The sequence below is a fragment of the Bordetella genomosp. 5 genome, assembly GCF_002261315.1.
Lineage (GTDB): Bacteria > Pseudomonadota > Gammaproteobacteria > Burkholderiales > Burkholderiaceae_B > Bordetella.
Genome location: NZ_NEVP01000008.1, coordinates 99,930 through 119,010, shown reverse-complemented (window position 1 = coordinate 119,010; position 19,081 = coordinate 99,930). Strand labels below are relative to the sequence as shown.

Annotated in this window: 16 protein-coding genes; 15 read left to right on the top strand and 1 reads right to left on the bottom strand. The window is 67.4% G+C overall.

Annotated elements, in window-relative coordinates:
- Positions 1-298 precede the first annotated feature (298 nt).
- The 15 genes from gyrA to cysM all read left to right on the top strand — a co-directional run bounded on the left by gyrA (position 299) and on the right by cysM (position 17,868).
- A complete protein-coding gene (gene gyrA / locus CAL25_RS14075) occupies positions 299-2,977 on the top strand; it encodes a DNA gyrase subunit A (protein ID WP_094801007.1) in 2,679 nt (892 codons plus the stop codon).
- A gap of 2 nt (positions 2,978-2,979) precedes the next feature.
- A complete protein-coding gene (gene serC, locus CAL25_RS14070) occupies positions 2,980-4,110 on the top strand; it encodes a 3-phosphoserine/phosphohydroxythreonine transaminase (RefSeq protein ID WP_094801005.1) in 1,131 nt (376 codons plus the stop codon).
- The gene (gene pheA, locus CAL25_RS14065; RefSeq protein ID WP_094801003.1) at positions 4,103-5,188 is read left to right on the top strand and encodes a prephenate dehydratase; all 1,086 of its coding nucleotides are present in this window, start codon (positions 4,103-4,105) and stop codon (positions 5,186-5,188) included. Before serC ends, pheA begins: the two co-directional genes overlap by 8 nt.
- A gap of 119 nt (positions 5,189-5,307) precedes the next feature.
- Entirely contained in the window at positions 5,308-6,426 is a 1,119-nt protein-coding gene (gene hisC, locus CAL25_RS14060; protein ID WP_094801001.1) for a histidinol-phosphate transaminase, read from the top strand.
- Complete coding sequence (locus tag CAL25_RS14055; RefSeq protein ID WP_094800999.1) at positions 6,423-7,325, top strand: prephenate dehydrogenase; 903 nt, start codon at positions 6,423-6,425, stop codon at positions 7,323-7,325. The genes hisC and CAL25_RS14055 overlap by 4 nt, the downstream gene beginning before the upstream one ends.
- Positions 7,326-8,648, top strand: a complete 1,323-nt coding sequence (gene aroA / locus CAL25_RS14050; protein ID WP_094800997.1) for a 3-phosphoshikimate 1-carboxyvinyltransferase — start codon at positions 7,326-7,328, stop codon at positions 8,646-8,648.
- Positions 8,649-8,795: 147 nt separating this feature from the next.
- Complete coding sequence (gene cmk / locus CAL25_RS14045) at positions 8,796-9,479, top strand: (d)CMP kinase (RefSeq protein WP_094800995.1); 684 nt, start codon at positions 8,796-8,798, stop codon at positions 9,477-9,479.
- Between the two features lie 305 nt (positions 9,480-9,784).
- Complete coding sequence (rpsA, locus tag CAL25_RS14040) at positions 9,785-11,497, top strand: 30S ribosomal protein S1 (protein ID WP_170948495.1); 1,713 nt, start codon at positions 9,785-9,787, stop codon at positions 11,495-11,497.
- Positions 11,498-11,500: 3 nt separating this feature from the next.
- Positions 11,501-11,860, top strand: a complete 360-nt coding sequence (locus CAL25_RS14035) for an integration host factor subunit beta (RefSeq protein WP_094800991.1) — start codon at positions 11,501-11,503, stop codon at positions 11,858-11,860.
- A 196-nt stretch (positions 11,861-12,056) separates the two neighbouring features.
- A complete protein-coding gene (locus CAL25_RS14030; protein WP_094800989.1) occupies positions 12,057-12,371 on the top strand; it encodes a lipopolysaccharide assembly protein LapA domain-containing protein in 315 nt (104 codons plus the stop codon).
- Between the two features lie 110 nt (positions 12,372-12,481).
- Positions 12,482-13,702 carry a lipopolysaccharide assembly protein LapB gene (lapB, locus tag CAL25_RS14025; RefSeq protein WP_094800987.1) on the top strand — a complete coding sequence of 407 codons (1,221 nt, stop codon included), beginning with the start codon at positions 12,482-12,484 and terminating at the stop codon, positions 13,700-13,702.
- Positions 13,699-14,640, top strand: coding sequence for a D-glycero-beta-D-manno-heptose-7-phosphate kinase (gene rfaE1 / locus CAL25_RS14020; protein WP_094800985.1), 942 nt, complete (start codon positions 13,699-13,701; stop codon positions 14,638-14,640). The genes lapB and rfaE1 overlap by 4 nt, the downstream gene beginning before the upstream one ends.
- Positions 14,637-15,626 (top strand): ADP-glyceromanno-heptose 6-epimerase, encoded by a 990-nt coding sequence (rfaD, locus tag CAL25_RS14015; protein ID WP_094800983.1) that lies wholly within the window; start codon positions 14,637-14,639, stop codon positions 15,624-15,626. Before rfaE1 ends, rfaD begins: the two co-directional genes overlap by 4 nt.
- Before the next feature lie 304 nt (positions 15,627-15,930).
- Positions 15,931-16,539 (top strand): ComEA family DNA-binding protein, encoded by a 609-nt coding sequence (locus CAL25_RS24420; protein WP_249279078.1) that lies wholly within the window; start codon positions 15,931-15,933, stop codon positions 16,537-16,539.
- A 417-nt stretch (positions 16,540-16,956) separates the two neighbouring features.
- Positions 16,957-17,868 carry a cysteine synthase CysM gene (gene cysM, locus CAL25_RS14005; protein ID WP_094800981.1) on the top strand — a complete coding sequence of 304 codons (912 nt, stop codon included), beginning with the start codon at positions 16,957-16,959 and terminating at the stop codon, positions 17,866-17,868.
- Here the strand turns inward: cysM and mltB are convergent.
- Positions 17,865-19,073, bottom strand: coding sequence for a lytic murein transglycosylase B (mltB, locus tag CAL25_RS14000; protein WP_094800979.1), 1,209 nt, complete (start codon positions 19,071-19,073; stop codon positions 17,865-17,867). The genes cysM and mltB overlap by 4 nt on opposite strands.
- Positions 19,074-19,081 lie beyond the last annotated feature (8 nt).

The window sequence follows — 19,081 nt, the reverse complement described above, 5'->3', positions numbered from 1 at the left end:
GGATCGCCACTGGGTCTCCTGCGTGCTGGAAACAATCTTAAGGCATTTGGGGACCTTTGGCTTCCTTGGTGCCCCCCATTGGCTCAGGATATGACCATTTAGCGGGTCGGCGCGTTCTTCATGTTGGTTTTTGGCAACAGGCCGAGAAGCGGCGCAATGCAAGCCGATGGCGGCATCTCGTCCGCCGACTCCGGGGCCTCCTTGAGGCGCCCCCGGGGTGCCTACGACGTTCGGATGATAGAATTTCGCGTTTACCCGGCCTGGGTTCCTTCTTAAACACGATTCAGTCGTTATATATATGGATTCCTTTGCCAAGGAGACGCTTCCGGTATCGCTGGAAGAAGAGATGCGCCGCAGTTACCTCGATTACGCAATGAGCGTGATCGTGGGTCGGGCGCTACCGGATGTGCGAGACGGCCTCAAGCCCGTGCACCGGCGCGTGTTGTACGCGATGCACGAACTCAACAACGACTGGAACCGCGCGTACAAGAAGTCGGCTCGTATCGTCGGCGATGTGATCGGTAAGTACCATCCCCACGGCGACCAGTCCGTTTACGACACCATCGTCCGCATGGCGCAGGATTTCTCCATGCGCTACATGCTCGTCGACGGCCAGGGCAACTTCGGCTCCATCGACGGCGACAACGCCGCGGCGATGCGTTACACCGAAATCCGCCTGGCCAAGATCGCGCACGAGCTGCTGGCCGACATCGACCAGGAAACGGTCGACTTCGGTCCCAACTACGACGGCAGCGAGCAAGAGCCGCTCCTGCTCCCGTCGCGTCTGCCCAACCTGCTCGTCAACGGCAGCTCGGGTATCGCGGTGGGCATGGCCACCAATATTCCGCCGCACAATCTCCAGGAAGTCGTCGACGGCTGCCTGTATTGCCTGCGCAACCCCGGCTGCACGATCGACGAACTGATCGAGCTGATTCCGGCCCCTGATTTCCCCACCGGTGGCGTCATCTATGGCATCTCCGGTGTGCGCGAGGGTTACCGCACGGGCCGCGGCCGCGTCATCATGCGCGCCAAGACCCACTTCGAAGACCTCGAAAAGGGCAACCGTCAGGCCATCGTGGTCGACGCGATTCCCTATCAGGTCAACAAGAAGACCCTGCAGGAGCGCATCGCCGAGCTGGTCAACGACAAGAAGATCGAAGGCATCTCCGACATCCGTGACGAGTCCGACAAGGACGGCATGCGTCTCGTGATCGAGCTCAAGCGCGGTGAAGTGCCCGAGGTCGTGCTCAACAACCTCTACAAAAACACCCAGCTCCAGGACACCTTCGGGATGAACCTGGTCGCGCTGGTCGACGGTCAGCCGCGTCTGCTCAACCTGAAGCAGATGATCGAATACTTCCTGCAGCATCGCCGCGAAGTGGTGACGCGTCGCACGGTATTCCAGCTGCGCAAGGCGCGCGAGCGCGGTCATGTGCTCGAAGGCCTGGCCGTGGCACTGGCCAACATCGACGACTTCATCGCGATCATCAAGGCCGCGCCGACCCCGCCGGTGGCGCGCCAGGAACTGATGGCCCGCACCTGGGATTCGTCGCTGGTGCGCGAGATGCTGTCGCGCGTGGATGGCGATGCGGCCGGTGGCCGCGCGGCGTTCCGTCCCGACGACCTGGCGGCCGAATTCGGTCTGCAGGGCGACGGCATGTACCGCCTGAGCGACACCCAGGCCCAGGAAATCCTGAACATGCGCCTGCAACGCCTCACCGGGCTGGAGCAGGACAAGATCATTGGCGAGTACAAGGACGTGATGGCCACCATCGCCGATCTGCTCGACATCCTGGCCAAGCCGGAGCGCATCTCGTCGATCATCAGCGAAGAGCTGCAGGCCATCAAGGCGGAGTTCTCCACCTCGGCCAAGGATTCGCGTCGCTCCGACATCGAAGTCAACGCGACCGAACTCGACACCGAAGACCTGATCACCCCCATGGACATGGTGGTGACGCTCTCGCACGGCGGCTACATCAAGAGCCAGCCCTTGTCCGAGTACCGTTCGCAGAAGCGCGGCGGACGTGGCAAGCAGGCCACCGCCACCAAGGAAAACGACTGGGTCGACCAGCTCTTCATCGCCAATACGCACGACTATCTGCTGTGCTTCTCGAACCGCGGCCGCGTGTACTGGCTCAAGGTCTGGGAAGTGCCGCAAGGCACGCGCAATTCGCGTGGCAAGCCCATCGTCAACATGTTCCCGCTGGCCGACGGCGAGAAGATCACCGTGGTGCTGCCGGTCAAGGAATTCAGCGAAGATCACTTCGTGTTCATGGCGACCTCGCGCGGCACGGTCAAGAAGACCCCGCTGTCCGACTTCTCCAATCCGCGCAAGGCCGGCATCATCGCGGTCGACCTCGATGATGGCGACTACCTGATCGGCGCCGACCTGACCGACGGCAAGCACGACGTCATGCTGTTCTCCGACGCAGGCAAGGCCGTGCGTTTCGACGAAAACGACGTGCGTCCGATGGGCCGCAACGCCCGCGGCGTGCGCGGCATGATGCTCGAAGACAGCCAGACCGTGATTTCGCTGCTCGTGGCCGGCGACGAAAGCCAGAGCGTGCTGACCGCCACCGAAAACGGCTACGGCAAGCGCACCTCGATCGTCGAGTACACGCGCCACGGCCGCGGCACGAAGGGCATGATCGCCATCCAGACCAGCTCGCGTAATGGCAAGGTGGTGGGCGCCGTGCTCGTCACCCCGACCGACGAGATCATGCTGATCACGACGGGCGGCGTGCTGGTGCGTACCCGCGTGGGCGAGATTCGCGAAATGGGCCGCGCCACGCAAGGCGTCACGCTCATCAGCGTCGATGATGGCAGCTCGCTCTCGGGCGTGCGCCGCGTGGTCGAAAGCGACGCCGACGAAGGCGCCGAAGACGATGCCGACGGCGCCGACGCGGCCGCCGATGACAATGGCGAGGGCGATGCCAAGCCCGATGCCGCAACCGACACGACAGAACCTACGGAGTAAAAATGGCCCGCCCCTGGAATTTCTCGGCCGGTCCTTCGGTATTGCCGGAGACCGTCTTGCAGCAGGCCGCTGCCGAGATGCTGGACTGGCATGGCAGTGGCATGTCAGTGATGGAGATGAGTCACCGGGGGCGCCACTTCGTGCAGATCTGCGACGAAGCCGAAGCGGATCTGCGTGAACTGCTCGGCGTGTCGGCCGACTATGCCGTGATGTTCATGCAGGGCGGCGGTCTGGGCGAAAACGCGATCGTGCCGATGAACCTGATCGGCCGCCGCGGCGCCGCCGCGGCCGACTTCGTGGTCACCGGCCACTGGTCGACCCGTTCGCACAAGGAAGCCGGGCGCTACGGCGATGCGCGCATCGCCGCCAGCAGCGGCGTGGCCGCCAGGCTCGACGGTGTCGAGCAGGCGCCGTTCTCGTGGGTGCCGCCGGTCGAAAGCTGGCAGGTTCGTCCCGAAGCGGCCTACCTGCACCTGTGCAGCAACGAAACCATCGGTGGCGTCGAGTTCACCGAGTGGCCCGATACGGCCGCGCTCGGCGCGCCCGACGTGCCGCTGGTGGTGGACGCGTCCTCGCACTTCCTGTCGCGTCCGCTCGACGTGCAGCGCGCCGGCCTGGTGTTCGCCGGTGCCCAGAAAAACGCAGGCCCCGCCGGCGTGACGGTCGTCATCGCGCGCCGTGACCTCATCGGCAAGGCGCTGCCCATCTGCCCGTCGGCCTTCGACTACGCCAACGTGGCCGCCGAGCATTCGCGCTACAACACGCCGCCCACGTTCGCCATCTATGTGGCGGGCCTGGTCTACAAGTGGGTCAAGGCCAATGGCGGCGTGGCCGGCATGGAAGCCGCCAATCGTGCCAAGGCCGACCTGCTTTACGGTTTCCTCGACAGCAGCGGCTTCTATCGCAACCCCGTGCATGCGCCGGTGCGCTCGCGCATGAACGTGCCGTTCGTGCTGCGCGACGAATCGCTCAACGACGCCTTCCTGCAGGGCGCGGACGCGGCCGGCCTCACTCAGCTCAAGGGCCACAAGAGCGTGGGCGGCATGCGCGCCTCGATCTACAACGCCATGCCGCTGGCCGGCGTGCAGGCGCTGGTCGAGTACCTCAAGGAATTCGAGCGCCGCCATGGATGAGTCGCTGCAGGCCCAGCTCGCGCCGCTGCGCGCGCGCATCGATGCGATCGATGCACAGATTCTCGAACTGCTGTCGCAGCGTGCCCTGACCGCGCAGGAAGTGGGCGTGGTCAAGCATGCGGCCCAGGCCGATGGCCCGGTGTTGCGCCCCGAGCGCGAGGCCGAGGTGATCCGCGGTCTGCAGGCCCGCAATCCGGGGCCGTTTCCCAACGCCGCGGTGGCCTCCGTCTGGACCGAAATCATGTCGGCCTGCCGTGGCCTGGAGCGTGGCATGACCGTCGCCTATCTGGGCCCGCAGGGCTCGTTTTCCGAGCAGGCGGCCTTCGAGCAGTTCGGCCATTCCGTGCAGGGCTTGCCGTGCGCCTCGTTCGATGACGTGTTCCGCGCGATCGAAGGGGGCCAGGCCGACGTGGGCATGGTGCCGGTCGAGAATTCGACCGAAGGCGCCGTCAATCGCAGCATGGACCTGCTGCTGAACACGCCGCTCAAGATCATGGGCGAGCGCTCGCTGCTGATCCGCCATTGCCTGATGACGCAATCGGGCACGATGGACGGCATCACGACCATCTCGGCGCATCCGCAGGCGCTGGCCCAGTGCCAGGGCTGGCTCACTCGCCACTACCCGAATCTGGAGCGCGTCGCCGCCGCGAGCAATTCCGAAGCCGCGCGCGTGGCCTCCGAAAACCCGGCGGTCGCGGCGATCGCGGGCGAGGTCGCGGCGCCGGCCTGGAAGCTGCGCGTGGTCGAGGCCGGCATCCAGGACGACCCGTATAACCGCACGCGCTTCCTGGCCATCGGCCACATCGAGCCGCTCTCCAGCGGCAAGGACAAGACCAGCCTCATCCTGGCCGTGCCGCATCGCGCCGGCGCCGTCTACGAGATGCTCAAGCCGCTGGCGGCCAACGGCGTCTCCATGACCCGCTTCGAATCGCGTCCGGCACGCACGGGTCAGTGGGAGTATTACTTCTATGTCGACGTGCTGGGTCACCAGCGCGATCCGCAGGTGGTGGCCGCCCTGACCGAATTGCAGGCACAGGCCGCTTTCCTGAAGATTCTGGGATCCTACCCGGCACAGTGATCGGCGCGCGGGCAGGACGCCTGCCCGCCGCTGTCCTGCTTTCTCCGCGCACAGGTTTTCTTTCCGCTGCAACCCGTCCCGCTGCCGTCCGTTCAACGTTTCGCCCCTCGTTCGTCACCATGACCGCACAAAAAACTCTCGTCGCGCCCGCCCACGTCGGCGCTATCGCCCCGTACCAGGCCGGCAAGCCCATCGAGGAGCTGGCTCGTGAGTTCGGGCTGGATCCGGCCGGCATCGTGAAGCTGGCCTCCAACGAAAACCCCCTGGGCATGCCGGAGTCGGCGCGCCAGGCGATGCTGGCCGCGGCCGCGTCGCTGGCCCGCTACCCCGATCCCAATGGCTTCGACCTGAAGGCGGCGCTCGCCGAGCGCTATGGCGTGCCGGCCAACTGGCTGACGCTGGGCAACGGCTCCAACGACATTCTCGAGATCGTGGCGCTCGCGCTGCTCGAGCCGGGCACCTCGGCGGTGTACGCGCGACATTCGTTCGCGGTGTACCGCCTGGCCACCCAGGCCCGCGGCGCCCGTCACATCGTCGTGCCGGCGCGCGACTACGGCCATGACCTCGACGCGATGTTCGACGCCATCGAGGCCGATACGCGCGTGGTGTTCATTGCAAACCCCAACAATCCCACCGGCACCTTCGTGCCCGGCGACGAGATCGCGCGCTTCCTCGAGCGCGTGGAGCAGGCCCACGGCACCCGTGTGACGGTCGTGCTCGACGAGGCGTACAACGAATATCTCGATCCCGAACTGCGTTTCGACAGCACGGCGCTGGTGCGCCGGCACCCCAACCTGATCGTCTCGCGCACCTTCTCCAAGGCCTACGGCCTGGCAGGCCTGCGCGTCGGTTTCTCGGTGGCGCAGCCGGCCCTGACCGATCTGCTCAATCGCGTGCGTCAGCCCTTCAACGTGAATACGCTGGCGCAGGCCGCCGCGATCGCCGCGCTGGCCGATGCCGAGTATCTGCAGCGTGCCTACGAAGCCAACAAGGCCGGCAAGGAACAGCTTTACCGCGCGTTCGAGGCGCTGTCGCTGCGCTACGTGCCCGGCTATGGCAACTTCGTGCTGGTGCATGTCGGCGACGCGCCGGGCGTCAACCTCGCGCTGCTCAAGCGCGGCGTGATCGTGCGTCCGGTGGCGGGCGATGACCTGCCCGAGTGGCTGCGCGTCACGGTGGGTCTGCCGGCCGAGAACGCCCGCTTCATCGACGCCCTGACCGAGATTCTGTCGGCATGAGTCTCACCGCCAAGCCCGGCGGCGCGCAGGCGCCCGCGATCGGCGTGCTGGCGGTGGTCGGTGTCGGCTTGATCGGCGGCTCGTATGCCGCCGCGCTGCGCCAGGCCGGCCACGTCGGCCGCGTGCTGGGGGTGGGGCGCAATCCGCAGTCGCTCGAGCGCGCCCGCGAGCTGGGTCTCATCGATGCCGTCGCCACGCCGGCGGAGGCGGCCGCCCAGGCCGATCTCATCATGCTGGCCACGCCGGTAGGCGGCCTGGGTGCCGTGCTGTCGCAGATGCGCGAGCATCTGCGGGCCGACACGGTGCTCACCGATGGCGGCAGTACCAAGGCCGAAGTGATCGATGCCGCCCGCGCGGCGCTGGGCGATCGCATCGGCCAGTTCGTGCCCGGCCACCCCATCGCGGGGGCCGAGCGCACCGGACCCGAGGCGGCCGACGCCCGCCTGTATCAGCAGCGCGACGTGATCCTGACCCCCTTGCCCGAGAACGGCGCGGCGGCCCTCGAACGGGTCCGCGCCAGCTGGCAGGCCTGCGGCGCCCGCGTGCTCGACATGGACGCGGTCGTGCACGATCGCGTGCTGGCCTCGATCAGCCACATGCCGCACTTTCTGTCGTCGGTGTACATGACGCAGGTGGCGCGCGCCGACGACGCCGCCACGCGGCTGGCGCTGGCCGGCTCGGGCTTTCGCGACTTCACCCGCATCGCCGCGGGCTCGCCCGAAATGTGGCGGGATATCTTTCTTTCCAATCGCGACGCCATGCTCGCGGAGCTGGCCGATGTGCGTGCGGTGCTCGACGCCGCCGAGGCCGCGCTGCGCGCGCGCGATGGCGACGCCATGCACGACCTGCTCGCCGAGGCCGCCGATGCGCGCCGCGGCTGGCGCAAGGAGTCTCACTGAATGAACGCCCAGGCTTATCTCGATCTGCCGCGGGTCCGTCACGCGCAGGGCGTGGTGGCGCTGCCCGGATCCAAAAGCATTTCCAATCGCGTGCTGCTGCTGGCCGCGCTGGCCGAGGGCCGCACCGAGATCACCGGGCTGCTCGATTCCGACGATACGCGCGTGATGCTGGCCGCGCTGCGTCAATTGGGCGTGACGGTCGAGACCCTGGGTACGGGGCATGTGGCGGTCGAGGGCGTGACGCGCTTTCCCGTGCAGCAGGCCGAACTGTTCCTGGGTAACGCCGGTACCGCGTTCCGGCCGTTGTGCGCGGCGCTCGCGCTCATGGGCGGCGATTACACGCTCTCGGGCGTGCCGCGCATGCACGAGCGGCCGATCGGCGATCTGGCCGACGCGCTGCGCGGGTGGGGCGCCCGCATCGATTACCTGGGCCAGCCCGGTTATCCGCCGCTGCGGATCGGGCAGGGCGCCATCGCGACCGACGCCCCCGTGCGTGTGCAGGGCTCGGTGTCGAGCCAGTTCCTCACCGCGCTGCTGCTGGCCGCGCCGATCCACTGCGCCGCCAGCGGCCAGCCGGTGGTGATCGAGGTGGTGGGCGAACTGATCTCCAAGCCGTACATCGAGATCACGCTGAACCTGATGGCGCGCTACGGCGTGCAGGTGGAGCGCGATGGCTGGCAACGGTTCACGGTGCCGGCCGCCAGCCGCTACCGTAGCCCGGGCAAGATCGCGGTGGAGGGCGATGCCTCCACGGCGTCGTACTTCCTGGCGCTGGGCGCCATTGGCGGCGGGCCGTTGCGCGTCACCGGGGTCGGTGCCGACAGCATCCAGGGCGACGTGGCCTTTGCCGACACGCTGGCCGCCATGGGCGCGCGCGTCGAGAAGGGGCCCGACTGGATCGAGGTCAGTGGCGTGGAAGTTGCGCAGGGCGCGCGCCTGAAGGCGTTCGACGCCGACTTCAACCTGATCCCCGACGCCGCCATGACGGCCGCGGCGCTGGCGCTCTACGCCGATGGCCCCTGCCGCCTGCGCAATATCGGCAGCTGGCGCGTCAAGGAAACCGACCGCATCCACGCCATGCACACCGAGCTCGCCAAGCTTGGCGCCACCGTCAGTTCGGGGCCGGATTGGCTCGAGGTGGTGCCGCCGGCGGCGGGGCAGTGGCATGATGCGCATATCGGCACCTACGACGACCATCGCATGGCCATGTGCTTCTCGCTCGCCGCCTTCGGGCCGGCGGCCGTGCGCATTCTCGATCCCGGTTGCGTGAGCAAGACCTTCCCCGACTACTTCGACGTCTACGCCGGGCTGGTCAGGGCCTGACGGCCACGGAGGGCTGCGGGAGCGGGGTCGTCGCGACGCCGTGCCTGCCGCCGTCCCGTGTCACCGACGTTCGCATCGACCGCAACATCCCATTGCCGGCCCCGCCGGCCGGCCCGCCTGCCGCGGGCCTCATTACTGGAAGCACACATGAGCACTCCCGCAGCCGCAGGCGCCCAGGCGCCGGTGATCACCATCGACGGCCCGACCGCTTCGGGCAAGGGCACGATCGCGCACCGTGTGGCGAAGGCGCTGGGTTTCACGGTGCTCGACAGCGGCGCGCTGTATCGCCTGACGGCGCTCGCCGCGCGTCAGGCGGGCATCGATCCCGACGACGAGGCGGGCGTGGTCGCCGTGGCCCAGAACCTCGACGTGCGCTTCGAGGGGCCGCATATGTATCTGGCCGGCCGTGACGCGGGGCATGACATCCGCCAGGAGGCCGTGGGCAATTTCGCGTCGCGCATCGCGGGCTATCCCGCCCTGCGCCAGGCGCTGCTGGAGCGCCAGCGCGCCTTCCGGCTCCCGCCCGGACTCGTGGCAGACGGCCGCGATATGGGCACCGTCGTCTTCCCCGACGCGTCCCTGAAAATCTTCCTGATCGCCGACGTCGAGGCCCGCGCCGAGAGGCGGTGTAAGCAGTTGATCGAAAAGGGAATTTCTGCTAACCTAGCCGACCTCTTGAAGGATATGCGCGAGCGTGACGCCCGCGACACCCAGAGAGCGGTGGCGCCGCTTGCCGCGGCACCCGACGCCGTGGAGCTGGATTCGTCCAGTCTCACGATCGAGCAGACCGTTGCCGCGGTGCTCGATCTGTGGCGCGCCCGGCAGGCCTGATCCTTGCGGATGTGACCCGAACGTGACCCGAATGTGACCCGAATGCCGGCGAGAATATCCCGCGAATGGTGTGCGGGATGCTCACAGGCACCGCCGGCCCAGGCCGATTGGTTTGACTCGATTTTGTACCCCGTGCGGGATGTTTGCGCACGGGATGGTTTTACCGCCCTGACGGCCAGACCGCGCTCCCACGGGACCACCCCGCAAGAGCCGGCGCAATCGCCAGGTTTTTTCACTCCACTGTGGCGGGCAATCCGTTGCGGTGTGTTTTCAACGGCCATTTTGGCCTAATGGATTCCAACCTAATGTCTTCCATTTCCACTCAAGCTGCCGGCGGCGAAAGCTTTGCCGCCCTGTTTGCCGAGAGCCTCAAGAGCCAGGACATGAAGTCCGGCGAGGTCATCAGCGCCGAAGTCGTTCGCGTCGACCACAATTTCGTCGTCGTCAACGCCGGCCTGAAGTCCGAGGCGCTCATCCCCCTGGAAGAGTTCCTGAACGACCAGGGCGAACTGGAAGTTCAACCTGGCGACTTCGTCTCGGTGGCGATCGACTCGCTCGAAAACGGCTACGGCGACACGATCCTGTCGCGTGACCGCGCCAAGCGTCTGTCGGCATGGCTGCAGCTGGAAAAGGCCCTGGAGAATGGCGAGCTGGTTACCGGCACCATCACGGGCAAGGTCAAGGGCGGCCTGACCGTCATGACCAACGGCATCCGCGCGTTCCTGCCGGGTTCGCTGGTCGACCTGCGTCCGGTCAAGGACACGACCCCGTACGAAGGCAAGACCCTCGAGTTCAAGGTCATCAAGCTCGACCGCAAGCGCAACAACGTCGTGCTGTCGCGCCGCCAAGTGCTGGAAGCCAGCATGGGCGAAGAGCGTCAGAAGCTGCTCGAAACCCTGCACGAAGGTGCTGTGGTCAAGGGCGTGGTCAAGAACATCACCGACTACGGCGCGTTCGTGGACCTCGGCGGTATCGACGGCCTGCTGCACATCACCGACATGGCCTGGCGCCGTGTGCGTCACCCTTCCGAAGTCCTGCAAGTGGGTCAGGAAGTCGAAGCCAAGGTCCTCAAGTTCGACCAGGAAAAGAGCCGCGTGTCGCTGGGCGTCAAGCAGCTGGGCGAAGATCCGTGGGTCGGCCTCGCTCGCCGCTACCCGCAGGGCACCCGTCTGTTCGGCAAGGTGACCAACCTGACCGACTACGGCGCGTTCGTTGAAGTCGAAGCCGGCATCGAAGGCCTGGTGCACGTCTCCGAAATGGACTGGACCAACAAGAACGTCGATCCGCGCAAGGTCGTGACCCTGGGCGAAGAAGTCGAAGTCATGGTCCTGGAAATCGACGAAGACCGTCGTCGTATCTCGCTGGGCATGAAGCAGTGCCGTCAGAACCCGTGGGAAGAGTTCGCCACCAACTTCAAGCGTGGTGACAAGGTCCGCGGCGCCATCAAGTCGATCACCGACTTCGGCGTGTTCGTCGGTCTGCCCGGCGGCATCGATGGTCTGGTTCACCTGTCCGACCTGTCGTGGACGGAAACCGGCGAAGAAGCCGTGCGCAACTTCAAGAAGGGCGACGAGATCGAAGCCGTTGTGCTCGGTATCGACACCGACAAGGAGCGCATCTCGCTGGGTATCAAGCAGCTCGAAGGCGATCCGTTCAACAACTTCGTGGCCACCTACGACAAGGGCGCCGTGGTCCCCGGTACGATCAAGTCGGTCGAACCCAAGGGTGCCGTCGTGACGCTGTCCGTCGACGTCGAAGGTTACCTGCGCGCTTCCGAGATCTCCTCGGGCCGCGTCGAAGATGCCACCACGGTTCTGTCCGCTGGCACCAACGTCGAAGCCATGATCATCAACATCGACCGCAAGGCGCGTTCGATCCAGCTGTCGATCAAGGCTCGCGACAACGCCGAGACCGCCGATACCATTCAGCGCATGTCCGAAGCCAGCGCCTCCTCGGGTACCACCAACCTGGGTGCTCTGCTCAAGGCCAAGCTGGACCAACAGCGCAACGACGGTTAATACGTGACCAAGTCGGAGCTGATCGCCGCTCTGGCGGCCCGCTATCCCCAGCTGGCCGCCCGCGACACCGATTACGCCGTCAAGACCATGCTCGACGCGATGACTCAGGCCCTGGCCTCGGGTCAGCGCATCGAGATCCGCGGTTTTGGCAGCTTCTCGTTGTCCCAGCGGTCGCCCCGCGTCGGTCGCAATCCCAAGTCGGGTGAACAGGTGCTGGTGCCTGGTAAACAGGTGCCGCACTTCAAGGCCGGCAAGGAATTGCGCGAACGCGTGGATCTGGTTGGTAGCGAACAGGGTGGCGATTCCTCCAATGGATCGTCCGACCCGTTGCAGTCCGTGCTGGACCTGCACGCCATGCATTGAGCAAGGCGGGCGCGTACGGCGCGCTGCACGGTCGTCTCGACCCACAAAGCCCCTCGAGTGATCGAGGGGCTTTGTTTTTTTGGCGCCCGTGCCGGATTTCAGGCGAGCTGCGACGCCGCGGCCTGGCGAAGCGGAGCAGGGGACGCTTCTCGCTTACAATCACCCGCGTTGAGTTTCTCTATTTGGAGCATGCGTCATGCGCTACCTTGTCTGGGCACTGCGATTGCTCGTGTTCGTTGCGGTGTTGATGTTCGCGCTCAAGAACACCGACCCGGTTGCCGTGAAGTTCTATGCCGACTACGTGGTGCACGACGTGCCGCTCATCGTGGTAATGCTGGTGACCTTCGTGCTCGGTACCTTGTTCGGCCTGTTGCTGACCGTTCCGGCCTCCATGCGCCGCCGCCGCGAGGCCCAGCGCCTGCGCCGCGAGGTCGAGCGCCTGCAGGCCGCCGCCAACGGCACCCCGCAGCCCGTGGTGCCCGAAGCCGTGGCGCCCATGTCGCCGCTCTGATCCGGGTTCATTCATCCCGCGTTCGGCCGTTTTTCTTGATTTTTTCGATACCGTCTCCGCCAGGCTGACGGTATCGTTGTTATTTATGCAACCCTGCGAGTGCCCACACTGTGGATTTTGAACCTTGGTGGCTCATTTTCGTGCCCGTGCTGTTTGCCCTGGGATGGCTGGCGGCGCGGTTTGACTTCCGCCAAATGCTGCGCGAGACGCGCACGCTGCCCGACTCGTATTTTCGGGGCCTGAATTTTCTGCTCAACGAGCAGCCCGACCGCGCCATCGACGCGTTCGTCGAAGTGGCCAAGCTCGACCCCGAAACCACCGAACTGCACTTCGCGCTCGGCAGCCTGTTCCGGCGCCGTGGCGAGATGGAGCGCGCGATCCGCGTGCACCAGAGCCTGCTGGCGCGGTCCGACCTGCCCGCGGCCGAGCGCGAACACGCGCAGCACGAGCTGGCCCAGGACTTTCTCAAGGCCGGCATGCTGGATCGTGCCGAGGCCACGTTCGAATCGCTCAAAGACACGCGTTACGCGCTGCCGGCGCTGCGCTCGCTGATCCGCATCTACGAGTCCGAGCACGATTGGCCGCGCGCCATCGAGGCCGTCAAGACGCTGCATGGCCTGGTCGACGAACCGGTGCCGCAGATCGTGCATTACTACTGCGAAGAGGCCCACACGGCGCTGTCGGCCAAGCCGCCCGCCATCGAGGCGGCACAGACGGCCCTCGACGCCGCCGACCACGCCGCCGAGCTGGCCGGCAAGAGCGGGGGCCTGAGCAAAGCCTCCAAGGTGCGCACCGCGATGCTGCGCGCGCGCCTCGCGGCCGCCACCCAGGACACCAAGAGCGAGCGCCTGCATCTCGAGTCGGTGCTGAGCGACGCGCCCGAGTTCGCGGGCCTGGTCGCCGAGACGCTGCTCAACAATTATCGTCAGGCGGGCCAGCCCGCCGTGGGCCTGGAGCTGCTGCACAAGCAATACGAGCGCCATGCCTCGCTCGATCTGTTCAACGTGGTGTTTCGCGAGCTGCGTGTGCAGCAGGGCAGCGCGACGGCTTGGGCATTCGCCCGCAATGCGCTGCGCCACCACCCCTCGCTGCTGGGCCTGGATCGCCTCCTCGAGGCCGAGCTGGCCAGCCCGGCCGGCGCGGGCGAAGAGAGCCCCGTGCCCGGCGCGGATCTCACCCTGCTGCGCAGCCTGATCCACAAGCACACGCAGCGTCTCGACCGTTATGCCTGCCGCAATTGCGGCTTTCAGGCGCGGCGCTTCTACTGGCAGTGCCCCGGCTGCAATGCCTGGGAGACCTACGCGCCGCGTCGTCTGGAAGAATCCGAATGAATCGTTTTCCCTCCGATAAAGTCGCCGGGGCCCGCATCCTGGTCGTGGGCGACGTGATGCTCGACCGGTATTGGTTCGGCGAGGTCGACCGCATTTCGCCCGAGGCGCCCGTGCCCGTGGTGCGCGTGGCGCGCCGCGAAGATCGTCTCGGCGGCGCGGCCAACGTGGCGCGCAACATCGCCGCGCTAGGCGCTCAGGTCACCTTGATCGGCGTGATCGGCGACGACGAAGCCGGCGCGAGCATCCAGGCCCTGGCGGGCGCCGATGGCGTCCAGGCCGAGCTGGTCCGCGATCCGCAGCGTCACACCACGCTCAAGATGCGCGTGCTGGGCCGCCAGCAGCAGTTGCTGCGTGTCGACTTCGAAGAACAACCCGACGCCGCCGCGCTGGACCGCGTCGAGTCCGCGTTCGCGCGTCAGCTCGGCCGGCACGACATCGTCATTCTGTCCGACTACGCCAAGGGCACGCTGGAGCGTGTCGGGCATCTGATTTCCATGGCGCGTGCCGCGGGCATCCCGGTGCTGGTCGATCCCAAGGGCGACGACTACACGCGTTATCGCGGCGCGGCCCTGGTCACGCCCAATCGTTCCGAGATGCAGCAGGCCGTGGGCCGCTGGACGACCGAGGCCCAGCTCACAGAGCGCGCGCAGCGCCTGCGCGGCGAGCTCGATCTCGACGCGCTGCTGGTCACGCGTTCGGAGCAGGGCATGACCCTCTTCACCCAGGAAGGCCGCGAGCATGTGGACGCACAGGCTCATGAGGTTTTCGACGTGTCCGGCGCGGGCGATACCGTGCTGGCCACCCTGGCCGTCATGCGCGCCGCGGGCCTGCCCTGGGCCGACGCGATGGGCTGGGCCAATCGTGCCGGCGGCATCGTGGTCGGCAAACTCGGTACCTCGGTGGTGACGGCCGCCGAACTTGCAGGAGAGACACCATGATCGTGGTTACTGGCGCCGCCGGCTTTATCGGCAGCAACCTCGTGCGCGGCCTGAACCGCCGGGGCATCAACGACGTGATCGTCGTCGACGATCTGACCGACGGCGACAAATTCCGCAATCTGGTCGATTGCCGCATCGCCGATTACATCGGCCACGATGACTTCCGCGAGCGCGTGCGCGAAGGGCGTCTGCCCAAGCTGCGCGCCGTGTTTCATCAGGGCGCGTGTTCCGACACGACCGAGCGCAACGGCCGCTACATGATGGACAACAACTACCGCGTCACGCTGGAGTTGTTCGAGTACTGCCAGGCGCAGCGCGTGCCTTTCCTGTACGCCTCGTCGGCCGCGGTCTATGGCGGCTCGTCGGTGTATGTCGAAGAGCCGGCCAACGAAAAGCCGCTCAACGTCTACGGCTACTCCAAGCTGTTGTTCGATCAGGTGCTGCGCACCCGCATGGACCGCCTCACGGCGCAGGTCGTGGGCCTGCGTTATTTCAACGTCTACGGTCCGCACGAGCAGCACAAGGGCCGCATGGCCTCGGTGGCGTTCCACAACATGAACCAGTTCCTGGCCGAAGGACATGTGCGCCTGTTCGGCGGCTGGGACGGCTGGGCCGACGGCGGTCAGAGCCGCGACTTCATCTCGGTCGAGGATGTCGTGGCCGTGAACCTGCACTTCCTCGACCATCCGCAGATTTCCGGCGTGTTCAATTGCGGCACCGGCCGGGCGCAGCCCTTCAACGACATCGCGCATGCCGTGGTCAACGCGCTGCGCGCCGAACGCGGCGAGGCGGCCCTCACGCTGGCGCAGCAGGTCGAGCAGGGACTGATCCGCTATGTGCCGTTCCCCGACGATCTGAAGGGGCGCTATCAGAGCTTCACGCAGGCCAACGTCGACAACCTGCGCGCAACGGGTTTCGTCGCTCCCATGCGGGACGTCCAGACCGGCGTGACGGAATACGTCCGCTACTGGCGTTCGCAGGGCTGAGGCAGAAGGCGAGTCGCGGTCGGAGAGGCGGGACGGCCAGTCGCGGACGGCCAGTCGCGGACGGCTAGTCGCGGACGGCTAGTCGCGGACGGCTAGTCGCGGACGGCTAGTCGCGGACGGCTAGTCGCGGACGGCTAGTCGCGGACGGCAAGTCGATGATGGCCAATCGCAGGGCGGGTGTCGCGCTCGCCCTGCGGGGCTTCCGCAGGGGCAATCGCGTGCACTCCCCGTGCACGCGGGGCCGCGCGGGCCGACCATGAGGTGTGGCGGCCGTATCGGCCGTCATCCTTCCCAGGAGCCTGCCATGTCCCGCCCGACGTCTTTCCATTTCCCCGTCTTTCACGGCTTTCATTCCCGCACACCCGCCGCACCGATCCGCCCGACGCATCTTCGACCGGCGCCGCCGAGTCGCGTCGCGCCGTCGTCTTCCGTGCCACCCGCCGTGCCGTCCGGCCGCGCCGCGAGCCGCGCGTGGCTCGCGCTGGGTGGCCGTGCGCGGGCTGCCCTGCTCGGCGTGGCGTTGATGGGCGGTCTGGCGCTGCCCGCCGGTAATGCCCGCGCGCTCGACGTCAATCGGGCCGACGCCTCCCAGCTGCAAACCCTGCGCGGTATCGGTCCCAGCATGGCGCAGCGCATCCTGACCGAACGGGATCGCAATGGTCCGTTCGCCACGCTCGACGCGTTGCGCGAGCGCGTGCGGGGCATCGGCGAGAAGACGCTGCAGTCGCTGCGCGAGGCCGGCCTGTCCGCGGGTGCGGAGCAGGGCGCCTCTCGTGCCAGCGCGGCGCCCGCGGCTTCGCCGCCCGCCGCGGGGGCGAGCTCCGCCGGTGCCCCGCAGCCGGGCAAGGAGGGCGGCACGGCGGCGCCGGCCGGCCGTGGCCGGTCCCAGTCCGGCGCGGCGGCGGGCCGTTGAGCCCGAGGGCTCGGGCAGGGCGGTACGGCAGCGCACCGGTATCCGTGGCCGCCGCCCCTGCCTGCGACCGCTTCCACTGCCCGTGGCACCCACCACGCCTGCGGCCGCCACTGCCGGTGGCCCGCGTCCCTGCTTGGGGCCGCCACTGCCGGTGGCCTCCGTCCCTGCCTGGGGCCGCCACTGCCGGTGGCCTCCGTCCCTGCCTGGGGCCGCCACTGCCGGTGGCCCGCGTCCCTGCGTGGGGCCGCCACCGCCCGTGGACCCCGCCACTCCCTGTCGCCGCCACTGCCCGAGGGGCTTGCCGGGCGCCGTGCCAGCGGCCCGGTCCCGACGCACCTGACGGCCGCCTGTCGTGGAGGCCCTGAGCCCATTCGGGGCTTTCGCCCCCGCCGCCGTCCGCGCGGGTATGATCAGCCGATGAGCAAAGTCACCTATCCCACCATCGAACAGACCGTCGGCAACACGCCGCTGGTCCGCCTGCAGCGCATCCCCGGCTCGGCCGGCGAGGCGCGTGGCAATGTGATCCTGGCCAAGCTGGAAGGCAACAACCCCGCGGGTTCCGTCAAGGATCGTCCTGCCCTGTCGATGATCCTGCGCGCCGAGGAGCGCGGGGAGATCGCGCCGGGCGACACGCTGATCGAGGCCACGAGCGGCAACACCGGCATCGCGCTGGCCATGACGGCGGCGATGCGCGGCTATCGCATGATCCTGATCATGCCCGACAACCTCTCGGTCGAGCGCCGCGCCGCCATGACCGCCTACGGCGCCAAGCTGATCCTGACCCCGGCCGACAAGGGCGGCATGGAATACGCCCGGGACCTGGCCATGGCGATGCAGGCCGAAGGCAAGGGCAAGGTGCTCGATCAGTTTGCCAACCCGGACAACCCGCGCGCCCACATCGAAGGTACCGGTCCCGAAATCTGGACCCAGACCGGCGGCCGCATCACGCACTTCGTGAGCGCCATGGGCACCACCGGCACGATCATGGGTGTGTCCACCTACCTCAAGTCGCGCAACCCCGCCGTGCAGGTGGTGGGTGCGCAGCCCGCCGAAGGCTCGTCGATCCCGGGCATCCGCAAGTGGCCCGAAGCCTACCTGCCCAAGATTTTCGATCGCAGCCTGGTCGACGCGTACGAGTCGATCGTGCAGGCCGATGCCGAGCAGATGGCCCGCCGGCTGGCCGCCGAAGAAGGCATCTTCGCCGGCATTTCGTCGGCCGGCGCGCTGGTCGGCGCGCTGCGCGTCGCCGAGCGCGTCGAGAACGCCACCATCGTGTTCATCGTCTGCGACCGGGGTGACCGGTATCTGTCGACCGGCGTGTTCAACTAATTGCGCTTCGTCGTGCCCGGCGCGGCCGTGCCGGCCGCGGACTGGCGGTTCATGCGGCTTTGCAGCTCGGCCGCGAGGTCGGCGACCGCCGTGGCGTAGAAGTAGCTGCGGTTGTAGTGGGTGAGGGCAAAGAAATTGGGCGTGGCGGTGCGATAGACCGCCGTGCCGCGCATTTCTTCGGCGAGGTCGATCACACCCAGCGGATGCGTCTGCCAGCTGGCAGGCGCGGCACCCGGCGCCAGACGCGCGCCCGCGCGCTGCAGGGCGGGCCAGTCGAGCGTGGGTTGCAGGCCGCCCGCCACCAGCGGCGCGGGATCGGCCGGCAGGGTAACGGGCGCGAACACCGGCAGGCCGCGCTGCCAGCCGTGCTGCACCAGGAAATTGCCCACCGACATCACGGCGTCTTCGACGCTGCTCTCGAGGTGGATGTGGCCATCGCCGTCGCCGTCGACGGCATAGCGCGCGATCGAGCCGGGCATGAACTGCGGCATGCCGATGGCGCCCGCGAATGAGCCCACGGCGTCGATTTCGAGCTTGCCCTGATACGACAGCGTGATGAAGTCGGCCAGCTGGCCGCGGAACATCTCGGCGCGCTCGGGCTTGGCGGGATCCGGGTAGTCGAAGGCCAGGGTCGCCAGCGCGTCCAGCACGCGGAAATTGCCCATATTGCGGCCGTAGAGCGTCTCCACGCCGATGATGGCCGCGATGATCGACGCCGGCACGCCGTACTGCTGCGCCGCGCGGTCGAGGAGGGGGGCATTGGCCTGCCAGAAGTCCACGCCCCAACCGATGCGCTTGGGCTCGATGAAGCGTGCGCGATAGGTGTTCCAGCTGCGCCATACCTTCTTGCCCGGCGGCGAGGGCGCGATCAGACGCGAGACCGTGGCGTTATAGCGGGACGACTCCAGCGTGGTGAGCACCTGATTCAGCGGCAGGCTGCGGTCGCGCGCGAGCTGTTCGCCGAAAGCGCGCACCTCGGGGCGCAGCTTGCCGCTCGGATCCAGCGTGGCGGAGGGCTCGGCGGGCGGTTCGGTCGGACCGATCCGAACCGCGCCAGGCGTGCCACGGGCGGCCGCGGGGGCGATTTCGGGGGCGGCGGCCGCGGCGGGAGCGGCCTGGGGCGCGCGGGTGGCGCACCCGGCGAGGGAGGTGGCGAGGGCGGCGGCTAGCGCGGTGATTTGCAGGAAACGACCACTGATGAACATAATCTTCC

Excerpts from the sequence above, each read along its gene's own strand:
- CAL25_RS24420 (WP_249279078.1), top strand. The coding sequence starts at position 15,931 with ATGTCCCGCCCGACGTCTTTCCATTTCCCCGTCTTTCACGGCTTTCAT.
- CAL25_RS14030 (WP_094800989.1), top strand. The coding sequence starts at position 12,057 with ATGCGCTACCTTGTCTGGGCACTGCGATTGCTCGTGTTCGTTGCGGTG.
- hisC (WP_094801001.1), top strand. The coding sequence starts at position 5,308 with ATGACCGCACAAAAAACTCTCGTCGCGCCCGCCCACGTCGGCGCTATC.
- serC (WP_094801005.1), top strand. The coding sequence starts at position 2,980 with ATGGCCCGCCCCTGGAATTTCTCGGCCGGTCCTTCGGTATTGCCGGAG.
- aroA (WP_094800997.1), top strand. The coding sequence starts at position 7,326 with ATGAACGCCCAGGCTTATCTCGATCTGCCGCGGGTCCGTCACGCGCAG.
- pheA (WP_094801003.1), top strand. The coding sequence starts at position 4,103 with ATGGATGAGTCGCTGCAGGCCCAGCTCGCGCCGCTGCGCGCGCGCATC.
- rpsA (WP_170948495.1), top strand. The coding sequence starts at position 9,785 with ATGTCTTCCATTTCCACTCAAGCTGCCGGCGGCGAAAGCTTTGCCGCC.
- mltB (WP_094800979.1), bottom strand. The coding sequence starts at position 19,073 with ATGTTCATCAGTGGTCGTTTCCTGCAAATCACCGCGCTAGCCGCCGCC.
- rfaE1 (WP_094800985.1), top strand. The coding sequence starts at position 13,699 with ATGAATCGTTTTCCCTCCGATAAAGTCGCCGGGGCCCGCATCCTGGTC.
- CAL25_RS14055 (WP_094800999.1), top strand. The coding sequence starts at position 6,423 with ATGAGTCTCACCGCCAAGCCCGGCGGCGCGCAGGCGCCCGCGATCGGC.
- cmk (WP_094800995.1), top strand. The coding sequence starts at position 8,796 with ATGAGCACTCCCGCAGCCGCAGGCGCCCAGGCGCCGGTGATCACCATC.
- gyrA (WP_094801007.1), top strand. The coding sequence starts at position 299 with ATGGATTCCTTTGCCAAGGAGACGCTTCCGGTATCGCTGGAAGAAGAG.
- rfaD (WP_094800983.1), top strand. The coding sequence starts at position 14,637 with ATGATCGTGGTTACTGGCGCCGCCGGCTTTATCGGCAGCAACCTCGTG.
- cysM (WP_094800981.1), top strand. The coding sequence starts at position 16,957 with ATGAGCAAAGTCACCTATCCCACCATCGAACAGACCGTCGGCAACACG.